The sequence below is a fragment of the Sodalis sp. RH21 genome (assembly GCF_047324175.1).
Lineage (GTDB): Bacteria > Pseudomonadota > Gammaproteobacteria > Enterobacterales > Enterobacteriaceae > Acerihabitans.
The window spans coordinates 4,212,899-4,229,746 of sequence record NZ_CP178732.1; the positions used below are offsets into that span (position 1 = coordinate 4,212,899).

At 57.3% G+C, this 16,848-nt stretch carries 15 protein-coding genes and 6 tRNA genes; 18 read left to right on the plus strand and 3 right to left on the minus strand.

The features are described 5' to 3' along the window. Position 1 precedes the first annotated feature (1 nt). The 7 genes from ACL2XP_RS19405 (at position 2) to ACL2XP_RS19435 (ending at position 1,614) form a co-directional block, all read left to right on the plus strand. Positions 2-78 (plus strand) — tRNA-Met (locus tag ACL2XP_RS19405). Between the two features lie 6 nt (positions 79-84). Beyond that, positions 85-169: transfer RNA gene (locus ACL2XP_RS19410), tRNA-Leu, on the plus strand. Positions 170-189: 20 nt separating this feature from the next. Further along, positions 190-264, plus strand: a tRNA-Gln gene (locus ACL2XP_RS19415). 81 nt (positions 265-345) lie between these two features. Then, positions 346-420, plus strand: a tRNA-Gln gene (locus ACL2XP_RS19420). A gap of 59 nt (positions 421-479) precedes the next feature. Beyond that, a tRNA-Met gene (locus ACL2XP_RS19425) sits at positions 480-556 on the plus strand. Between the two features lie 6 nt (positions 557-562). After that, positions 563-636: transfer RNA gene (locus ACL2XP_RS19430), tRNA-Gln, on the plus strand. A 417-nt stretch (positions 637-1,053) separates the two neighbouring features. Beyond that, entirely contained in the window at positions 1,054-1,614 is a 561-nt protein-coding gene (locus tag ACL2XP_RS19435; protein ID WP_413734710.1) for a PH domain-containing protein, read from the plus strand. An 18-nt stretch (positions 1,615-1,632) separates the two neighbouring features. Here the strand turns inward: ACL2XP_RS19435 and ubiF are convergent, their stop codons facing one another. Continuing rightward, positions 1,633-2,817 carry a 3-demethoxyubiquinol 3-hydroxylase gene (ubiF, locus tag ACL2XP_RS19440; RefSeq protein ID WP_413734711.1) on the minus strand — a complete coding sequence of 395 codons (1,185 nt, stop codon included), beginning with the start codon at positions 2,815-2,817 and terminating at the stop codon, positions 1,633-1,635. A gap of 167 nt (positions 2,818-2,984) precedes the next feature. On the opposite strand from ubiF, the gene miaB reads away from it, so the two are divergent. From miaB to lnt, 5 genes are all read left to right on the plus strand, one after another. Continuing rightward, a complete protein-coding gene (gene miaB / locus ACL2XP_RS19445) occupies positions 2,985-4,409 on the plus strand; it encodes a tRNA (N6-isopentenyl adenosine(37)-C2)-methylthiotransferase MiaB (protein WP_413734712.1) in 1,425 nt (474 codons plus the stop codon). A gap of 223 nt (positions 4,410-4,632) precedes the next feature. Then, positions 4,633-5,724, plus strand: a complete 1,092-nt coding sequence (locus ACL2XP_RS19450; protein WP_413734713.1) for a PhoH family protein — start codon at positions 4,633-4,635, stop codon at positions 5,722-5,724. Then, the gene (gene ybeY, locus ACL2XP_RS19455; protein WP_413734714.1) at positions 5,721-6,191 is read left to right on the plus strand and encodes an rRNA maturation RNase YbeY; all 471 of its coding nucleotides are present in this window, start codon (positions 5,721-5,723) and stop codon (positions 6,189-6,191) included. Before ACL2XP_RS19450 ends, ybeY begins: the two co-directional genes overlap by 4 nt. A gap of 76 nt (positions 6,192-6,267) precedes the next feature. Then, complete coding sequence (gene corC / locus ACL2XP_RS19460) at positions 6,268-7,146, plus strand: CNNM family magnesium/cobalt transport protein CorC (RefSeq protein WP_413734716.1); 879 nt, start codon at positions 6,268-6,270, stop codon at positions 7,144-7,146. Between the two features lie 7 nt (positions 7,147-7,153). After that, positions 7,154-8,686: an apolipoprotein N-acyltransferase gene (gene lnt / locus ACL2XP_RS19465; protein WP_413734717.1), complete on the plus strand. Its 1,533-nt coding sequence runs from the start codon at positions 7,154-7,156 to the stop codon at positions 8,684-8,686. Between the two features lie 32 nt (positions 8,687-8,718). Here the strand turns inward: lnt and ACL2XP_RS19470 are convergent, their stop codons facing one another. Beyond that, positions 8,719-9,009: a hypothetical protein gene (locus ACL2XP_RS19470; protein WP_413734718.1), complete on the minus strand. Its 291-nt coding sequence runs from the start codon at positions 9,007-9,009 to the stop codon at positions 8,719-8,721. Positions 9,010-9,276: 267 nt separating this feature from the next. Here ACL2XP_RS19470 and ACL2XP_RS19475 point away from each other — a divergent pair, with 267 nt between their 5' ends. The 5 genes from ACL2XP_RS19475 to ACL2XP_RS19495 all read left to right on the plus strand — a co-directional run bounded on the left by ACL2XP_RS19475 (position 9,277) and on the right by ACL2XP_RS19495 (position 13,411). Next, positions 9,277-9,867: an MSMEG_1061 family FMN-dependent PPOX-type flavoprotein gene (locus ACL2XP_RS19475; protein ID WP_413734719.1), complete on the plus strand. Its 591-nt coding sequence runs from the start codon at positions 9,277-9,279 to the stop codon at positions 9,865-9,867. A 354-nt stretch (positions 9,868-10,221) separates the two neighbouring features. Next, positions 10,222-11,118: an amino acid ABC transporter substrate-binding protein gene (locus tag ACL2XP_RS19480; protein ID WP_413734720.1), complete on the plus strand. Its 897-nt coding sequence runs from the start codon at positions 10,222-10,224 to the stop codon at positions 11,116-11,118. Positions 11,119-11,271: 153 nt separating this feature from the next. After that, positions 11,272-12,012 (plus strand): amino acid ABC transporter permease, encoded by a 741-nt coding sequence (locus ACL2XP_RS19485; RefSeq protein WP_413734721.1) that lies wholly within the window; start codon positions 11,272-11,274, stop codon positions 12,010-12,012. Continuing rightward, on the plus strand, positions 12,012-12,686 hold the full coding sequence (gene gltK / locus ACL2XP_RS19490) for a glutamate/aspartate ABC transporter permease GltK (protein WP_413739231.1): 675 nt from the start codon (positions 12,012-12,014) through the stop codon (positions 12,684-12,686). Before ACL2XP_RS19485 ends, gltK begins: the two co-directional genes overlap by 1 nt. Continuing rightward, a complete protein-coding gene (locus ACL2XP_RS19495) occupies positions 12,686-13,411 on the plus strand; it encodes an amino acid ABC transporter ATP-binding protein (RefSeq protein ID WP_413734722.1) in 726 nt (241 codons plus the stop codon). Before gltK ends, ACL2XP_RS19495 begins: the two co-directional genes overlap by 1 nt. A 60-nt stretch (positions 13,412-13,471) precedes the next feature. On the opposite strand, the gene ACL2XP_RS19500 is transcribed toward ACL2XP_RS19495, so the two are convergent. Next, positions 13,472-13,948, minus strand: coding sequence for a zinc ribbon-containing protein (locus ACL2XP_RS19500; RefSeq protein WP_413734724.1), 477 nt, complete (start codon positions 13,946-13,948; stop codon positions 13,472-13,474). Between the two features lie 316 nt (positions 13,949-14,264). Between ACL2XP_RS19500 and leuS the strand changes: the two genes are divergently transcribed. Then, positions 14,265-16,847, plus strand: coding sequence for a leucine--tRNA ligase (gene leuS / locus ACL2XP_RS19505; protein ID WP_413734725.1), 2,583 nt, complete (start codon positions 14,265-14,267; stop codon positions 16,845-16,847). Position 16,848 lies beyond the last annotated feature (1 nt).

Here is a 16,848-nt window from a genome sequence, read left to right on the forward strand (position 1 = left end):
CGGCTACGTAGCTCAGCTGGTTAGAGCACAGCACTCATAATGCTGGGGTCACAGGTTCGAATCCCGTCGTAGCCACCATACTTTGCGGGAGTGGCGAAATTGGTAGACGCACCAGATTTAGGTTCTGGCGCCGCAAGGTGTGCGAGTTCAAGTCTCGCCTCCCGCACCATTATTCGGTTACGCAGCGGATGGGGTATAGCCAAGCGGTAAGGCAGCGGGTTTTGATCCCGCCACTCCCAGGTTCGAATCCTGGTACCCCAGCCATTCGTTTCACGGCGGCAGCGCCGTTAACTGAATCAAGGTTAACGAAACGACGAATTACGCGGTTGCACGACGTTGGGAAATTGGGATATAGCCAAGCGGTAAGGCAGCGGGTTTTGATCCCGCCACCCCCAGGTTCGAATCCTGGTATCCCAGCCAAAAAAGTCGGAAAAAGTTTTTAAAAAGTATTGTAAGTCCCGAATTTTTAAGTATAATTCGGCTACGTAGCTCAGCTGGTTAGAGCACAGCACTCATAATGCTGGGGTCACAGGTTCGATTCCCGTCGTAGCCACCACATTTTTGGGGTATCGCCAAGCGGTAAGGCAGCGGATTCTGATTCCGCCACCCCAGGTTCGAATCCTGGTACCCCAGCCATATAAAGACTGCGCAAGCAGCGGTAAGCGGGGCGATTGTCGAAAGACATCGCCCCGTTTTCTTTTTATCCATTAATCCCTCTTAACTCTCGCCGCGCTTGCTTCCGGCCGTCATCGGTTGGCCGGCGGCCGCCACAAGATAAATTCAACTTTTATTCACTTTTACTGCAACTAAAAGCGACATGAGCACTCCCAGATCATGGTAGCGGGCATATTGCTAGGGGCACAATTCCCCGCGGTTTGGATCGGGAAAGGGCATGCTGCTTGCGACAAAGAGATCATTACCCGTTATCCGGGGCGCTTAGCCGGTTAAATGACCATGTTTCAGGGAGCTGTTCCGGCCTTTGATTGTGTCGCATATGAGGTAAATTCAGGCACATCAATTGATAAATTGACAATTATTCATTGGGAATCAACGATGATTAACTTTAAAACAGCAAATAGCGAAGAGTTAAAGATAGAATACAAGCGTCTGGCGAAGCTGGTGGGGGATATGCCCTTCGGCACCAAAAAAGAATTTTATCACCTGCCGGCCATGCTGGCCGACGATGAGATTCCCCTGGCCGTGGCGTCCGGCTTGATGGGCGGCAACACGTGGCTTATCACCCTGACCAACTATCGTATTATCTTTCTGGATAAAGGTATGGTGCACGGCCTGAAACAGCTGACGCTCGATCTGGCCAGCATTGTGTCGGTGAGCGGACGCACCCGCATGATGACCGGCAGCATCACCCTGAGCGCCGGCGGCCAGGACTATACCATCGAGAATATAATGAAGGGCGCCGTCGCGCCATTTACCACGATGGTGAACGAGGCCCGCGACAATCTGAGCAAAGCGCCGGCGCCGGCCCGGACCTTTAGCGCCCAGTCGCCGCACGACGTGATTGTCCAGTTGGAAAAACTGGCCGCCCTCAAAGAGCGCGGAATACTCAACGATCAGGAATTCAGCGCGCAGAAAGAAAAAATCCTGGCCATGTAATCGCGGATGCGGCGCCGGTCATAACCCCAGGGCATATTTCAGCGCCCGGGTTTTCAACGTACCGGCGCGCTGGGCCAGGATCAGGGCCAGATTGCGCGCCAGACGCACCGGCGGCAGATTATTGCTGAACGCGGCGTAAAACAGGTCCATGCCGCTTTGCATCAGCAGATTGTCGGCATAACGACGATACTGGTAGCGCTTTAATATCCGCAGTTCGTCCCACGGTTCCTGATGATCGCGGGCGCCAAGCACCACCGACGCCAGCGCCTCGGCATCCCGGAAGCCCAGGTTCACGCCCTGCCCCGCCAGCGGGTTGATGGTGTGCGCCGCGTCGCCGATCAGCGCCAGACCGGGCCGGACATATTCACGGGCGTGGCTGCGCACCAGCGGGAAAGCCCCCGCTCCATGCACCTTCACCGCCCCGAGACGGGCGGGGAAATGCGCCAGCACTTCGCGTTCCAGGGCGGGCGGCGCCAGCGCCTGCAATTGGCGGATACGCGCCGCGCTGTCATACCACACCAGCGAAGCCCAATGATCGTACAGCGGTAAAAAAGCCCTCGGCCCGTCGGGGGTAAACTCCTGCCAGGTGACATCCCGCTGGCCATCGGCGCATTCCACCGCGATCAGCAGGCAGGATTGCCGGTATTGCCAGCCGCCGGTGCCGATACCCGCCCGCTGCCGCACCTGGGATTGGGCCCCGTCGGCGCCGATCAACAGGCGCGTGTCGATAATGTCGCCGTTGTCCAGTTCCAGCCGCCAGCTGCCGCCGTCATAGCGCATATCCGCCAGGGTGGCCGGACAGCGCAGCGTCAGGCGGTCGCCGCAGGCGGCAAACCCCCGCCACAGCGCCTGTTGCAGCCGGCGGTTCTCCACCATAAAGCCCAGTTGCGGCAAATGCAGCGACGCGGCGTCGAAGGAGACCAGGGATTGCTGCCACTCCCAGGTTTCCAGGCGGCGATAGGGCGCGCAAAAATGTGCGTCCAGCCGGTCCCAGGCCCCCACTTCGCGCAGCAGTTCCACCGAGGCGCAGCTGATAGCCGATACCCGTAGATCGGGAGGGCCGCCAGCGGGGATGTCCGCCGGCCGGGCGCGCTCCAGCACCATGACCCGCAGGCCGCCCTGGGCCAGCAACAGCGCCGCGGCGGCGCCCACCATGCCGCCGCCCGCAACCACCACATCAAACGACATTTGGTTTGTATCCATATCGGCCAGGCTTGTGAGTGATAAACATTTGCTTAGTGTAACGCAATTTTTCATTATGAAAGAACACCCGATGCGCGGCGCACTGGTCACAACAACGCCAAAGGATTACAATACGCGCCCTGCATGAGCCCAAGGGCTTTTTCCCTGCACCGAGTAATGGCAAGCCGATGACAAAAAAACTGCATATCAAAACCTGGGGCTGTCAGATGAACGAGTACGATTCATCCAAGATGGCCGACTTACTGGATAGCACCCATGGCTATCAATTGACGGATAACGCCGAAGAAGCGGACGTACTGCTGCTTAATACCTGCTCCATTCGCGAAAAGGCGCAGGAAAAGGTGTTCCATCAATTGGGCCGCTGGCGGGCGCTGAAAGAAGCCAATCCGGATTTGATTATCGGCGTCGGCGGCTGCGTGGCCTCCCAGGAAGGCGCGCATATCCGCGAACGCGCCCATTATGTGGATATCGTGTTCGGCCCCCAGACCCTGCACCGCCTGCCGGAAATGATCAACCGGGTGCGCGGCAACCGCAGCCCGGTGGTGGATATCAGCTTCCCGGAAATCGAAAAATTCGACCGGCTGCCGGAGCCGCGCGCCGACGGCCCTTCCGCCTTTGTGTCCATCATGGAAGGCTGCAATAAATACTGCTCTTTCTGCGTGGTGCCTTATACCCGCGGCGAAGAAGTCAGCCGCCCCTGCGACGATATCCTGTTTGAAATCGCCCAGTTGGCGGCGCAGGGCGTGCGCGAGGTCAACCTGCTGGGCCAGAACGTCAACGCCTACCGGGGCGCCAGCTACGAAGGGGACATTTGTACCTTCGCGGAACTGCTGCGCCTGGTGGCGGCCATCGACGGCATCGATCGCGTGCGTTTTACCACCAGCCATCCCATCGAATTCACCGACGATATCATCGAGGTGTATCGGGATACGCCGGAATTGGTCAGCTTCGTGCACCTGCCGGTGCAAAGCGGCTCGGATCGCATTCTGACCATGATGAAGCGCGCCCATACCGCCCTGGAATACAAATCCATTATCCGCAAATTGCACAAAGCCCGTCCCGGCATTCAAGTCAGTTCCGATTTCATCATCGGTTTCCCCGGCGAAACCCAGGCTGATTTCGAACAGACCATGAAGCTGATCGCCGAAGTGAATTTCGACACCAGCTATAGTTTTATCTACTCCGCCCGGCCCGGCACCCCGGCGGCCGATATGGTCGACGACGTGAGCGAAGAAGAGAAAAAGCAGCGGCTGCATATCCTGCAAGAGCGCATCATCCAGCAGGCGATGCAATTCAGCCGGCGGATGCAAGGCACCGTACAGCGCATCCTGGTGGAAGGCACCTCGCGCAAGAGCGTGATGGAGCTGGCGGGCCGCACTGAAAACAACCGCGTGGTGAATTTCGAAGGCACGCCGGATATGATCGGCAAGTTTGTCGACGTCGAGATCGTTGATGTCAATCCCAACTCCCTGCGCGGCGTGGTGATACGCACGGAAGATCAAATGGGCCTGCGCGTCAACGAAAGCCCGGCCTCGGTGATTGCCCGCACCCGCAAGGAGAATGACATCGGCGTGGGAACCTACCAGCCGTGATCGCCCCCCGGCCCGGAACAGGGCGGCCTCCCCCGCCGCCCTTCGTCACGCTATCCCCGGTTGCTTTTCACTTATCGTGCCCCAATATCAATTTAGCGACCTGCGCTCTTGACGCTGGCGGCGGTTTACTTCATTTATGAAGCTGGAACCGCGGTCTCGCGGCCGCCAGGCGCTGAAATAAGCACCATTCCCTAACATGGCCTTGATGGCCCAGAGGAACAGTTTGAACGTCGACACTAAAGAAATCATGCTGGAGCCCGCAGACAATATCCGCTTAATGAGTCTCTGTGGGCCGTTTGATGACAATATCAAACAACTTGAGCGCCGGTTGGGCATTGAAATCAATCGTCGTGACAACGCTTTTAAACTGGTCGGCAAGCCGCTGTGCGTCGAAGCCGCCGCCAAAATCCTGCGCTCGCTGTATGTGGATACGGCGCCGGTGCGCGGCGTGACTTCCGATATCGAGCCGGAAAAAATCCATCTGGCGATTAAAGAGAGCCGGGTGCTGGAACAGACCGCCGAAAGCGTGCCGGATTTTGGCAAAGCGGTGAATATCCAGACTAAGCGGGGAGTGATCAAACCCCGCACGCCTAACCAGGCGCAATATATCGCCCATATACTCGATCACGATATCACCTTCGGCGTCGGCCCGGCCGGTACCGGCAAAACCTACCTGGCGGTGGCCGCGGCGGTGGATGCGCTGGAGCGCCAGGAAATACGCCGCATCATGCTGACCCGCCCGGCGGTGGAAGCCGGCGAAAAGCTGGGGTTCCTGCCCGGCGATCTGAGCCAGAAGGTGGACCCCTACCTGCGCCCGTTATATGACGCGCTGTTCGAAATGCTGGGTTTCGAGCGGGTGGAAAAGCTTATCGAGCGCAACGTGATAGAAGTGGCGCCCCTGGCCTATATGCGCGGCCGCACCCTGAACGACGCGTTTATCATCCTGGATGAAAGCCAGAACACCACCATCGAGCAGATGAAAATGTTCCTGACGCGCATTGGTTTTAACTCCAAAGCGGTCATTACCGGCGATATTACCCAAATCGACCTGCCGCGCAATGCGAAATCCGGCCTGCGTCACGCCATCGAAGTCCTGGCCGACGTTGAGGAAATCAGCTTTAACTTCTTCCATAGCGAGGATGTGGTGCGCCATCCGGTGGTGGCCCGCATCGTGGTGGCTTATGAAGCCTGGGAAGCCGCCGACCAGAAGCGCAAAGACGCGCTGGGGGAACTGCGCAAGCGCGAAGCGCAGGCCCATTACAGCGGCCAGACCCCATTGCCGCCGGCTGATAATCAAGGGGAGCCGTCAAAATGAGCGGCATCATCCTTGATTTGCAACTGGCCTGCTCGGACCCGGCGGGACTGCCGGACGAAGCGGCCTTTACCCGCTGGCTGGAAGGGGTATTGCCGCAGTTCCAGCCCGAGGCCGAGGTGACCATCCGCCTGGTGGATGAAGCCGAGAGTCACGAGCTGAACCTGACCTATCGCGGCAAGGATAAATCCACCAACGTGCTGTCGTTTCCCTTTGAAGCCCCGCCGCAGGTGGAACTGCCCCTGCTGGGCGATTTGGTGATTTGCCGGCAGGTGGTGGAACGGGAAGCCGCCGAGCAGGCGGTGGCCCTGGAGGCGCACTGGGCGCATATGGTTGTTCATGGCTGTCTTCATCTGCTAGGGTATGATCATATCCTGGACGACGAAGCCGAAGAGATGGAAGCGCTGGAAGCCGAGATCATGCAATCATTAGGTTATCCGGACCCTTACCTGGCTGAAAAAGACGATTGATTAACGATGCCGATCCCCCGCAGGGGATCGGTGAATACTAGCCACTACCCACTACGAGTGAAACTAACAAAACGCCATGAGCGACGACCATTCGCAAAGCAACGACAGCCCCAGTCCCAAGAAGGGCTTTTTTACCCTTATCCTTAATCAGCTATTTCACGGAGAACCCAAGAATCGGAATGATTTGCTGGAGCTTATCCGCGATTCCGAACAAAACGAGCTGATTGATCCCGACACCCGCGATATGCTCGAAGGCGTAATGGATATCGCCGAGCAGCGCGTGCGGGATATCATGATCCCCCGTTCGCAAATTGTGACCCTGAAAAACAACCAATCCCTGGAAGAGTGCCTGGATGTGATTATCGAATCCGCCCATTCCCGTTTCCCGGTGATAAGCGAAGATAAGGATCATATCGAAGGGATTTTGATGGCCAAGGATCTGCTGCCGTTCATGCTCAGCAACTCCCAGCCGTTCAGTATGGATAAAGTGTTGCGCCTCGCCGTAGTCGTCCCGGAAAGCAAGCGGGTCGATCGGATGCTGAAGGAGTTCCGCTCCCAGCGCTACCATATGGCCATCGTCATCGATGAGTTCGGCGGCGTATCCGGACTGGTTACCATCGAGGATATTCTGGAGCTGATCGTCGGCGAAATCGAAGATGAATACGATGATGAGGAAGATCGGGATATCCGCCAGCTCAACCGCCATACCTTCACCATTCGCGCGCTGACGCCCATTGAAGATTTCAACGACGCCTTCGGCACGCATTTTAGCGATGACGAGGTGGACACCATCGGCGGCCTGGTGATGCAGGCATTCGGCCATCTACCGGCCCGGGGCGAAACCATTGAAATAGATGGTTATATTTTTAAAGTCGCCATGGCCGACAGTCGGCGTATCATCCAGGTGCATGTTAAAATCCCCGACGACTCCCCCCAACCGATAATGGAAGAATAAACTTTACATGGCGAGCGCATTGCGACCTGAACGCCAGTGGATACGGGCACTGCTGGCGTTATTGACCGGTGCCTGCGGTACCCTGGCGTTTTCACCTTATGATTTTTGGCCGGCGGCCATCATTTCCCTGATGGGCCTGCTGGCGGTCACCCTGAACCGCACGGTGCGCCAGTCCGCCTGGCTTGGCTTTATATGGGGTTTCGGGCTGTTCGGCACCGGCATGAACTGGATTTATGTCAGCATCGCGCAGTTCGGCGGCCTGCCCGGCCCGATTAACGTCGGTCTGGTGATTTTGCTGGCCGCCTACCTGGCGCTGTATCCCATGCTTTTCAGCGGTCTGCTGGCGCGCCTGTGGCCGCGGACCACCGTGTGGCGACTGGCGTTGGGCGCGCCGGTATTATGGCAAATCACCGAGTTCCTGCGCGGGTGGGTCATGACCGGTTTGCCCTGGTTGCAATTCGGTTATACCCAGATCGACGGGCCGCTTAAGGGGCTGGCGCCGCTGTTCGGCGTGGAGAGCATTACCTTCGCGCTGATGGCCATCAGCGGGCTGGCGGTGGCGGCGGTGGCGCTGCGCAGTGCATTAGCCGGCGCCTGCGCGCTGGTTTTGCTGCTGTTGCCCTGGCCGCTGCGCGGGGTGCACTGGTATACGCCCCAGGACGCGCGGGCCATTAACGTGGCCATGGTGCAGGGCAATATCGCGCAGTCGCTGAAATGGGAAGCCGACCAGGTGCGGCCGACGCTGGATGTGTACCTGAGCCATAGCCGCGCCGCGCTGGGCAAGGCCCAGATGATTATCTGGCCGGAATCGGCCATACCCGATGACGAATCCGACCAGACGCCGTTTCTCAGCGAGCTGGACCAGTTGCTGCGCGAGCGGCATACCAGCCTGATTACCGGCATTATCGACGCGCGGCGTTCGGCCCAGAGTTATACCTATTTTAATAGTATTGTGGTGCTGGGGGAACCGACGCCTTATCGCTACCCGACCCTGAATCGCTATGCCAAGCATCATTTGGTGCCGTTTGGCGAATTTGTGCCGATGGAGACGTTGCTGCGTCCGCTGGCGCCGCTGTTTAATCTGCCGATGTCGTCGTTTAGCCGCGGTAATTATGTGCAGCCGCAGCTAAGCGTGGCCGGGATGAAGCTGACCGCGGCCATTTGCTACGAGATTATCTTGGGTTCGCAGGTGCGGGATAATTTCCGTCCGGATACCGATTTTCTGCTGACCATTTCCAATGATGCCTGGTTCGGCCACTCGATTGGTCCGTGGCAGCATTTCCAGATGGCGCGGATGCGGTCGGTGGAGCTGGGGCGGCCGCTGTTGCGCAGCACCAATAACGGTATTACGGCGGTGATTGGCGCGGACGGCGCGATTGACGCCATATTGCCGCAGTTTACCCGCGATGTGTTGAGCGCGCGGGTGACGCCGACGACGGGGTTGACGCCATACGCCCGGTTTGGCGATTGGCCGCTGTGGGGGATTACGCTGTTGCTGGGGTTTGGGGGGATGGTGTTTGGGCGGCGGGCGCGCCGCTAGGGGCGCTTGGGAGTTTGCGGCATGCTCCCCCTTTAGCAGGCTCGCTGCGGGTTGGGTGATAGCGGGTCTACCATGCCGTGGGGCGCTCCGGCGGGCAGGAAAACCATGCCCGCTTCGGCCCCATCGGCATGCTCCCCCTTTAACAGGGCTCGCTGCGGGTTCGGTGATAGCGGGCATACCGCGCCAAGGGGCGCTCCGGCGGGCAGGGAAACCATGCCCGCTTCGGCCCCATCGGCATGCCCCCCCTTTAGCAGGGCCCGCTGCGGGTTCGGTGTCGGCGGGTCTACCATGCCGTGGGGCGCTCCGGCGGGCAGGAAAACCATGCCCGCTTCGACCCCATCGGCATGCTCCCCCTTTAGCAGGCTCGCTGCGGGTTGGGTGATAGCGGGTCTACCATGCCGTGGGGCGTTCCGGCGGGCAGGAAAACCATGCCCGCTTCGGCCCCATCGGCATGCTCCCCCTTTAACAGGGCCCGCTGCGGGTTGGGTGTCGGCGGGTGCTGAGTCTCCTAATTATTGTTAATCATTTTCATTGCTGTTATCTTGCCACTTGTAACAACCCCGTGACATGTTGACCACAATGAGCCCTGTATGAATCTCGATTCCCATTATCTTTTGACCGATGCCGCCCAGTTGCGCGAGCATTATGCCCAGCCCAATAAAGCGGTGGTGCAAAAACAAATCGATTGTCTTGATATGTATGCGCGGCGGTTAATCGCGCTGTCGCCGTTTATGATTTTCGGTACGTTAGGCGCAGCGGGGATTGATTGTTCGCCCAAGGGCGGCGAGCCGGGTTTTGTGCATGTGGAAGACGATAAAACGCTATTGCTGCCGGATCGTTCCGGTAATAACCGGTTGGACGGGTTGGGAAATATTTTGCAAAACCCCTTTGTCGGTATGCTGTTTTTGATTCCGGGCTGGAAGGAGGCGTTCCGGGTGAACGGGCGGGCGCAGATTTCGGTCGATCCGGCGTTGTGCCGCCGGTTTGCCCAAGACGATCGGCCGGCCAAGAGCGTTATCGTTATCCGCGTGGATGAGGTGTTTATCCACTGCGGGCGGGCGATCGGTTTTGCCGATCTGTGGAATAGCGATAAGCATGCCGACTCCGCCCTGATACCCGGCGCGTTGGAGATCTTTAAAGCCCATGTCGCGCTATCCGCGGCCGCGGCCGAAAAAGTGTAAATAGCAGCCTGCTCTATTTGCGGGCAAATTATTTGTCTGGCATGGATTTTGCTGTATAACGTTGCGAATGCCGTAAAAAACTGTTTTTTGCTGAGCTATTTATGCGCCGCGTGCGCCGCCATGGTGCGCTATATGCACTTAAATTGTGCGTTGCCGCTGTAGGCGCCATTTATTGGTGCGTTTGGTCTCACAAAACGCAAACTTTTTCATTTCAAATTATTTACATTCGGCTATTTTTTAACGGTGATCCGTTTTGATTTTACGCTTTAGGCTGGATACAAAGCTTAACGTGATACTCATAATTGCGGCGCGCTTATCCCTTGAGCGCCGCAGTGACAGCAAAGGAGTTGGAAGATGCAAATGCGCAAATTGGCTTTATCTTTATTGGTTCTCGGTATGGCCGGCAGCATGGCCCATGCGGAAGACCTGACCGGCACCCTGAAGAAAATCAAAGATAACGGCGTGATCGTGGTTGGTCACCGGGAATCCTCGGTTCCTTTTTCGTATTACGATAACCAGCAAAAAGTAGTGGGTTACTCCCAGGCTTATTCCGAAGCCATCGTCGATGCGGTTAAGAAAAAAATCGATGCGCCGAACCTCCAGGTGAAGTATTTACCCATTTCTTCGCAAAACCGCATTCCGCTGTTGCAAAACGGCACTTACGATATTGAATGTGGTTCCACCACCAATAACCTTGAGCGCCAGAAACAGGTGGATTTCTCCAATACCCTGTTTGTCATCGGTACCCGTATCGCAGTTAAAAAAGGCAGCGATATTAAAGATTTCGCCGATTTGGCCGGTAAGACCGTCGTGGTCACCGCAGGCACTACCTCCGAGGTATTGCTCAATAAGCTGAACGACGAAAAACATATGAATATGCGCATTATCTCCACCAAAGATCACGGCGATTCATTCCGCACCCTGGAAACCGGACGCGCCGTCGCCTTTATGCTGGACGATGCGCTGCTGGCCGGCGAACGCGCCAAATCGAAAAATCCGGATCAATGGGATATCGTCGGCACCCCGCAGTCAAAAGAAGCCTATGGCTGCATGATGCGTAAAGACGATCCGCAGTTCAAAAAGCTGGTGGATGACACCATTATTTCCATCCAGACCTCTGGCCAGGCGGCCAAATGGTATGACACCTGGTTTAAACAACCGATTCCGCCGAAAAACCTGAATATGAATTTCGACATGTCCGACGACGTCAAGCAGTTGTTCAAAGCCCCTAACGACAAAGCCGTAAATTAATAACGACAATAAAGGGCGGGTGACTCCCCGCCCTCTCGATTGCCGGAGGCCAGGACAGGCAGACGTACAGCGGTCGTTCCCCGCAGTACGGAAAATCAAGGTCTTCATCAATCTTCAGGGTAGCGATGCTACCCTTTTTTACCGGAGTTTTTTATGTCAATAGATTGGAACTGGGGCATTTTTTTTGAAGCCGCCCCATTTGGCAACACCACCTATCTCGGTTGGCTTTGGGCGGGTTTCAAAGTCACCATCGCCGTTTCCTTATGCGCCTGGATTATCGCGTTGCTGGTCGGTTCGCTGTTTGGCATCCTGCGTACCGTTCCAAATCGTTTCCTTTCCGCTTTAGGTACCTGTTATGTCGAATTATTCCGTAACGTACCTTTGATTGTTCAATTTTTTATTTGGTATCTGGTGGTGCCCGAGCTATTGCCGGTGAGTATCGGCATGTGGTTTAAGTCGGAATTGGACCCCAATATCCAATTTTTCGTTTCATCCATGGTATGCCTGGGGTTGTTTACCGCCGCCCGCGTTTGCGAGCAGGTGCGCACGGGTATTCAATCGCTGCCGTCGGGGCAACAGGCCGCCGGTCTGGCGATGGGGCTGACGCTCGCCCAGACCTACCGCTATGTCTTATTGCCCAATGCCTATCGCGTGATTGTGCCGCCGATGACGTCGGAAATGCTTAACCTGGTGAAGAACTCCGCGGTGGCGTCAACCATCGGACTGGTGGATATGGCCGCGCAGGCCGGTAAACTGCTGGATTACTCCGCCCATGCGTATGAATCCTTTACCGCGATCACCGTGGGTTATCTGATCATTAACGCCGTAATCATGTTCTTCATGCATTTGGTTGAGCGAAAAGTACGTTTGCCCGGTCATATAGGAGGTAAATGATGTACCAATTTGACTGGAGTACGGTGGTGCCCAGCTTGCCCTATATGCTGCAAGGCATGGCCATTACGCTGAAAATCACCTTTACCGCCGTGTTCTTCGGTATTATCTGGGGAACCCTGCTGGCGGTGATGCGCCTGTCGCCGCTGCGGCCCATCAGCTGGTTTGCCAAACTGTACGTTAATTTATTCCGCTCGGTGCCGCTGCTGATGGTGCTGCTGTGGTTCTATCTGGTGGTGCCCAGCTTTTTGCAAAAAGTCCTGGGGATCTCGCCTAAGACCGATATCCGCTTAATTTCGGCCATGGTGGCTTTTTCATTGTTTGAAGCCGCCTATTACTCCGAGATTATCCGCGCCGGGATTATCAGCATTTCCCGCGGCCAGGCTTCCGCCGCGCTGGCGTTGGGCATGACCCCGTGGCAATCCATGCAACTGGTGGTGCTGCCGCAGGCCTTCCGCGCCATGGTGCCGCTGCTGCTGACCCAGGGCATCGTATTGTTCCAGGATACCTCGCTGGTGTATGTGTTGAGCCTGGCGGATTTTTTCCGTACCGCGTCATCGGTGGGAGAGCGCGACGGCACGCAGGTGGAAATGATTCTGTTTGCCGGTGCGGTTTATTTTGTTATCAGTCTCAGCGCTTCCCTGCTGGTGAATTACTTGAAAAAAAGGACGGTTTGATGATTTCCCTGAAAAATATTTCAAAATGGTATGGTCATTTTCAGGTTCTGAACGATTGCTCAACCGAAGTCAATACCGGTGAGGTCGTGGTGGTCTGCGGTCCGTCCGGATCGGGTAAATCCACCCTCATCAAAACCGTCAACGGACTTGAGCCGATCCAGCGGGGGCAGATCATTGTCAATGACATCGCCGTCAACGACAAACGCACCAATCTGGCCCAGCTGCGGGCCAAAGTGGGCATGGTGTTCCAGCATTTCGAGCTGTTCCCCCATTTGTCGATTATCGACAACCTGACCCTGGCGCAGGTTAAAGTCCTTAAGCGCGACAAAGATGCTTCCCGCGAAAAAGGCCTGAAACTGCTGGAGCGGGTGGGTCTTTCCGCCCAGGCCAATAAATATCCGGGCCAGCTCTCCGGCGGCCAGCAGCAACGCGTGGCCATCGCCCGCGCCCTGTGCATGGACCCCGTGGCGATGCTGTTTGACGAACCGACTTCGGCCCTGGACCCGGAAATGATTAACGAAGTGCTGGACGTCATGGTGGAACTGGCCCAGGAAGGCATGACCATGATGGTGGTGACCCATGAAATGGGCTTTGCCCGTAAAGTGGCCAACCGGGTGATTTTTATGGATGAGGGCAAGATCGTGGAAGATACCCATAAAGAAGCGTTCTTCCAGCATCCGCAAACCGATCGCGCCCGGGATTTTCTGGCAAAAATTCTGCATTGACGGGCAGCCGGACGGCGGGTTGATCCTGCCGCCCGGCATGCTGCCGGCTGGCGGCCCGGCTTAAAACGGCCGGCGCTGGAACTGATCGAAGCCGCACTCCGGGCATAGAGGCAGGGTTTCCGGCGTGTAGAACGCCAAGGTATGATGGCAGCGTTCGCACACCAGATTACCCAACCCCACCACTTCGCCGCTGGTATAAACCCCGTGGTGATTCACGTCCTTGAAAACTTCCTGCCATTCCAGCTGGGTTTTATCGGTGATATCGGCGAGTTCCTGCCACAGGCTCTCTTTAATGACCCGGGTAAACACGCTGTCGGTATCGGGCTCCCGGCTTTCGTCATAGCTGCGGGCGAACTCCTCCAGATCGCGGCGCACCGCCCGGGTCACATTGTCCACCTCGGCGGGGGTCAAATCGCCGGTTGCCAGCAAACGTTGCCGCGCATCGTCCACCAGCAAATCGATATCCCTTTCGCCCTGCTCCAGCTGTTGGCTTAGGGAGGCCAGTAATTCGCGGTAATATTGAGCAACCTTGTCCATTATCTTCTCCTGTGCTCCGCCAGCGCGACCGAAATGATCTTCCCGGCGAGGCTTGATGGGTATCATGCTGATAATTTTAGTCTATAACGGTAATATCATTCGGTATAAAGCACGGCGCAGGGGCATAAATCGTCCTAATCCAGGCGATTGTGGCAGAAATACGCTTCCGGGCGGCGCCGGGTGTTGTTGCCACTGTTGCTTATCAGCTATGCTATGCGGATCTTAGTTATAATCGCTCGGAGCTGCGCTCTCGGAACCGCGGGATCGCGTCGCTATGCGAGCGTAGCTGTATTTCACTATAGGACCACTGGCTGCCATGCAAGAGCAATATCGCCCGGAAGAGATAGAATCCCACGTCCAGCTTCACTGGCATGATCACCAAACGTTTAAAGTCGCCGAGGATGCCGGCAAGGAAAAATACTACTGCCTTTCCATGCTGCCCTACCCCTCCGGTCGCCTGCATATGGGCCATGTGCGCAACTACACCATCGGCGACGTCATCTCCCGCTACCAGCGCATGCTGGGCAAAAACGTATTGCAGCCCATCGGTTGGGATGCCTTTGGCCTGCCGGCGGAAGGCGCCGCGGTAAAAAACCACACCGCCCCGGCCCCCTGGACGTACGCCAATATCGATTATATGAAGACCCAGCTTAAATTGCTGGGCTTCGGATATGACTGGGATCGCGAGGTCACTACCTGCCGGCCGGAGTATTATCGCTGGGAGCAATGGTTCTTTGCCCGGTTATACGAAAAAGGCCTGGTCTATAAAAAGACCTCGGCGGTGAACTGGTGCCCCCACGACCAGACGGTGCTGGCCAATGAGCAGGTGATCGACGGCGGCTGCTGGCGCTGCGGCACCAAGGTCGAGCGTAAAGAAATTCCGCAGTGGTTTGTGAAGATCACCGCCTACGCCGATCAACTGCTTTATGGTCTGGATAAGCTGGAAAGCTGGCCTGAACAGGTCAAGACCATGCAGCGCAACTGGATCGGCCGCTCCGAAGGGGTGGAAATCCAATTCAAAGTGGCGCAGAGCGAAGAAACCCTGTCGGTATATACCACCCGCCCCGATACGTTTATGGGCGTGACCTATGTCGCCGTCGCCGCCGGCCATCCGCTGTCCCTGCAAGCCGCCGCCGGCAACCCGGCCCTGGCCGACTTCGTCGCCGAGTGCCGCAATACCAAGGTGGCCGAAGCCGAAATGGCGACCATGGAGAAAAACGGCATGGATACCGGCCTGTCGGCCATCCATCCGTTAACCGGCGAACCGGTGCCGATTTGGGTCGCCAATTTCGTACTGATGGAGTACGGTACCGGCGCGGTCATGGCGGTACCCGGACACGATCAGCGCGACTGGGAATTCGCCACCAAATACGGTTTGGCCATTAAACCGGTGATCCTGTCCGCCGACGGCGCGCCGCCGGATTTGAGCGCGCAGGCCATGACCGAAAAAGGCGTGCTGTTCAATTCCGGCGAATTTGACGGCTTGGATCACCTCGCCGGCTTCAACGCCATCGCCGATAAGCTGGTGGCGGCGGGCGTCGGCGAGCGCAAGGTCAACTATCGCCTGCGCGACTGGGGCGTTTCGCGCCAGCGCTACTGGGGCGCGCCTATTCCGATGGTCACCCTGGAAGACGGCACCGTCATCCCCACACCGGACGATCAACTGCCGGTGCTGCTGCCCGAAGACGTGGTGATGGACGGCATCACCAGCCCGATCAAAGCCGACCCCGAGTGGGCCAAGACCACGGTTGACGGCCGGCCTGCGCTGCGCGAAACCGATACGTTCGATACCTTTATGGAATCATCCTGGTATTACGCGCGCTATACTTGCCCGCACTATGACCAGGGCATGCTGGACCCCGCCGCAGCCAATTATTGGCTGCCGGTGGATCAATATGTCGGCGGCATCGAACATGCGATCATGCATCTGATGTATTTCCGCTTCTACCACAAGCTGCTGCGCGACGCCGGACTGGTTACGTCCGACGAGCCGGCCAAGCGCCTGCTGTGCCAGGGCATGGTGCTGGCGGATGCGTTTTATTACCAGGGCAGCGGCGGCGAACAGATTTGGGTCTCGCCGGTGGACGTGGACGTGGAGCGCGACGAAAAAGGCCGCATCATCAAAGCCACCGACCAGGACGGCCATGCGCTGATTTATGCCGGCATGAGCAAGATGTCCAAATCGAAAAACAACGGCATCGATCCCCAAATCATGGTGGAAAAATACGGCGCCGATACCGTCAGGCTGTTTATGATGTTCGCTTCACCGGCGGAAATGACCCTGGAGTGGCAGGAATCCGGCGTTGAAGGGGCCAACCGCTTCCTCAAACGCGTCTGGAAGCTGGTTTACGATCATACCGCCCAGGGTCCGGCGCAGGCGCTGGACGTCGCCGCGCTGACCGAGGAGCAAAAAACCCTGCGCCGCGATTTGCACAAAACCATCGCCAAGGTCACCGACGATATCGGCCGGCGCCAAACCTTCAATACCGCCATTGCCGCGATAATGGAGCTGATGAACAAGCTGGCGCGGGTGCCGCAGGAAACGGCGCAGGGTCGCGCCCTGCTGCAAGAAGCGCTGCTGGTCGTGGTGCGTTTGCTCTATCCGTTCACTCCCCACGCCAGCTTCGCGCTGTGGCGGGAACTGGGCGGCGCCGGGGATATCGACAACGCGGCCTGGCCGGTTGCCGACGAAGCGGCCATGGTGGAAGATGCCAAGCTGGTGGTAATCCAGGTCAATGGTAAACTGCGCGGCAGAATAACCGTGCCAGCCGACGCCGACGAGGCGTTGGTGCGCGAACGTGCCGCTCAGGAACACCTGGTGGCGAAACATCTTGAAGGGGTCACGGTACGTAAAGTCATTTACGTACCGGGCAAATTGCTTAACCTGGTAGTAGGTTAAG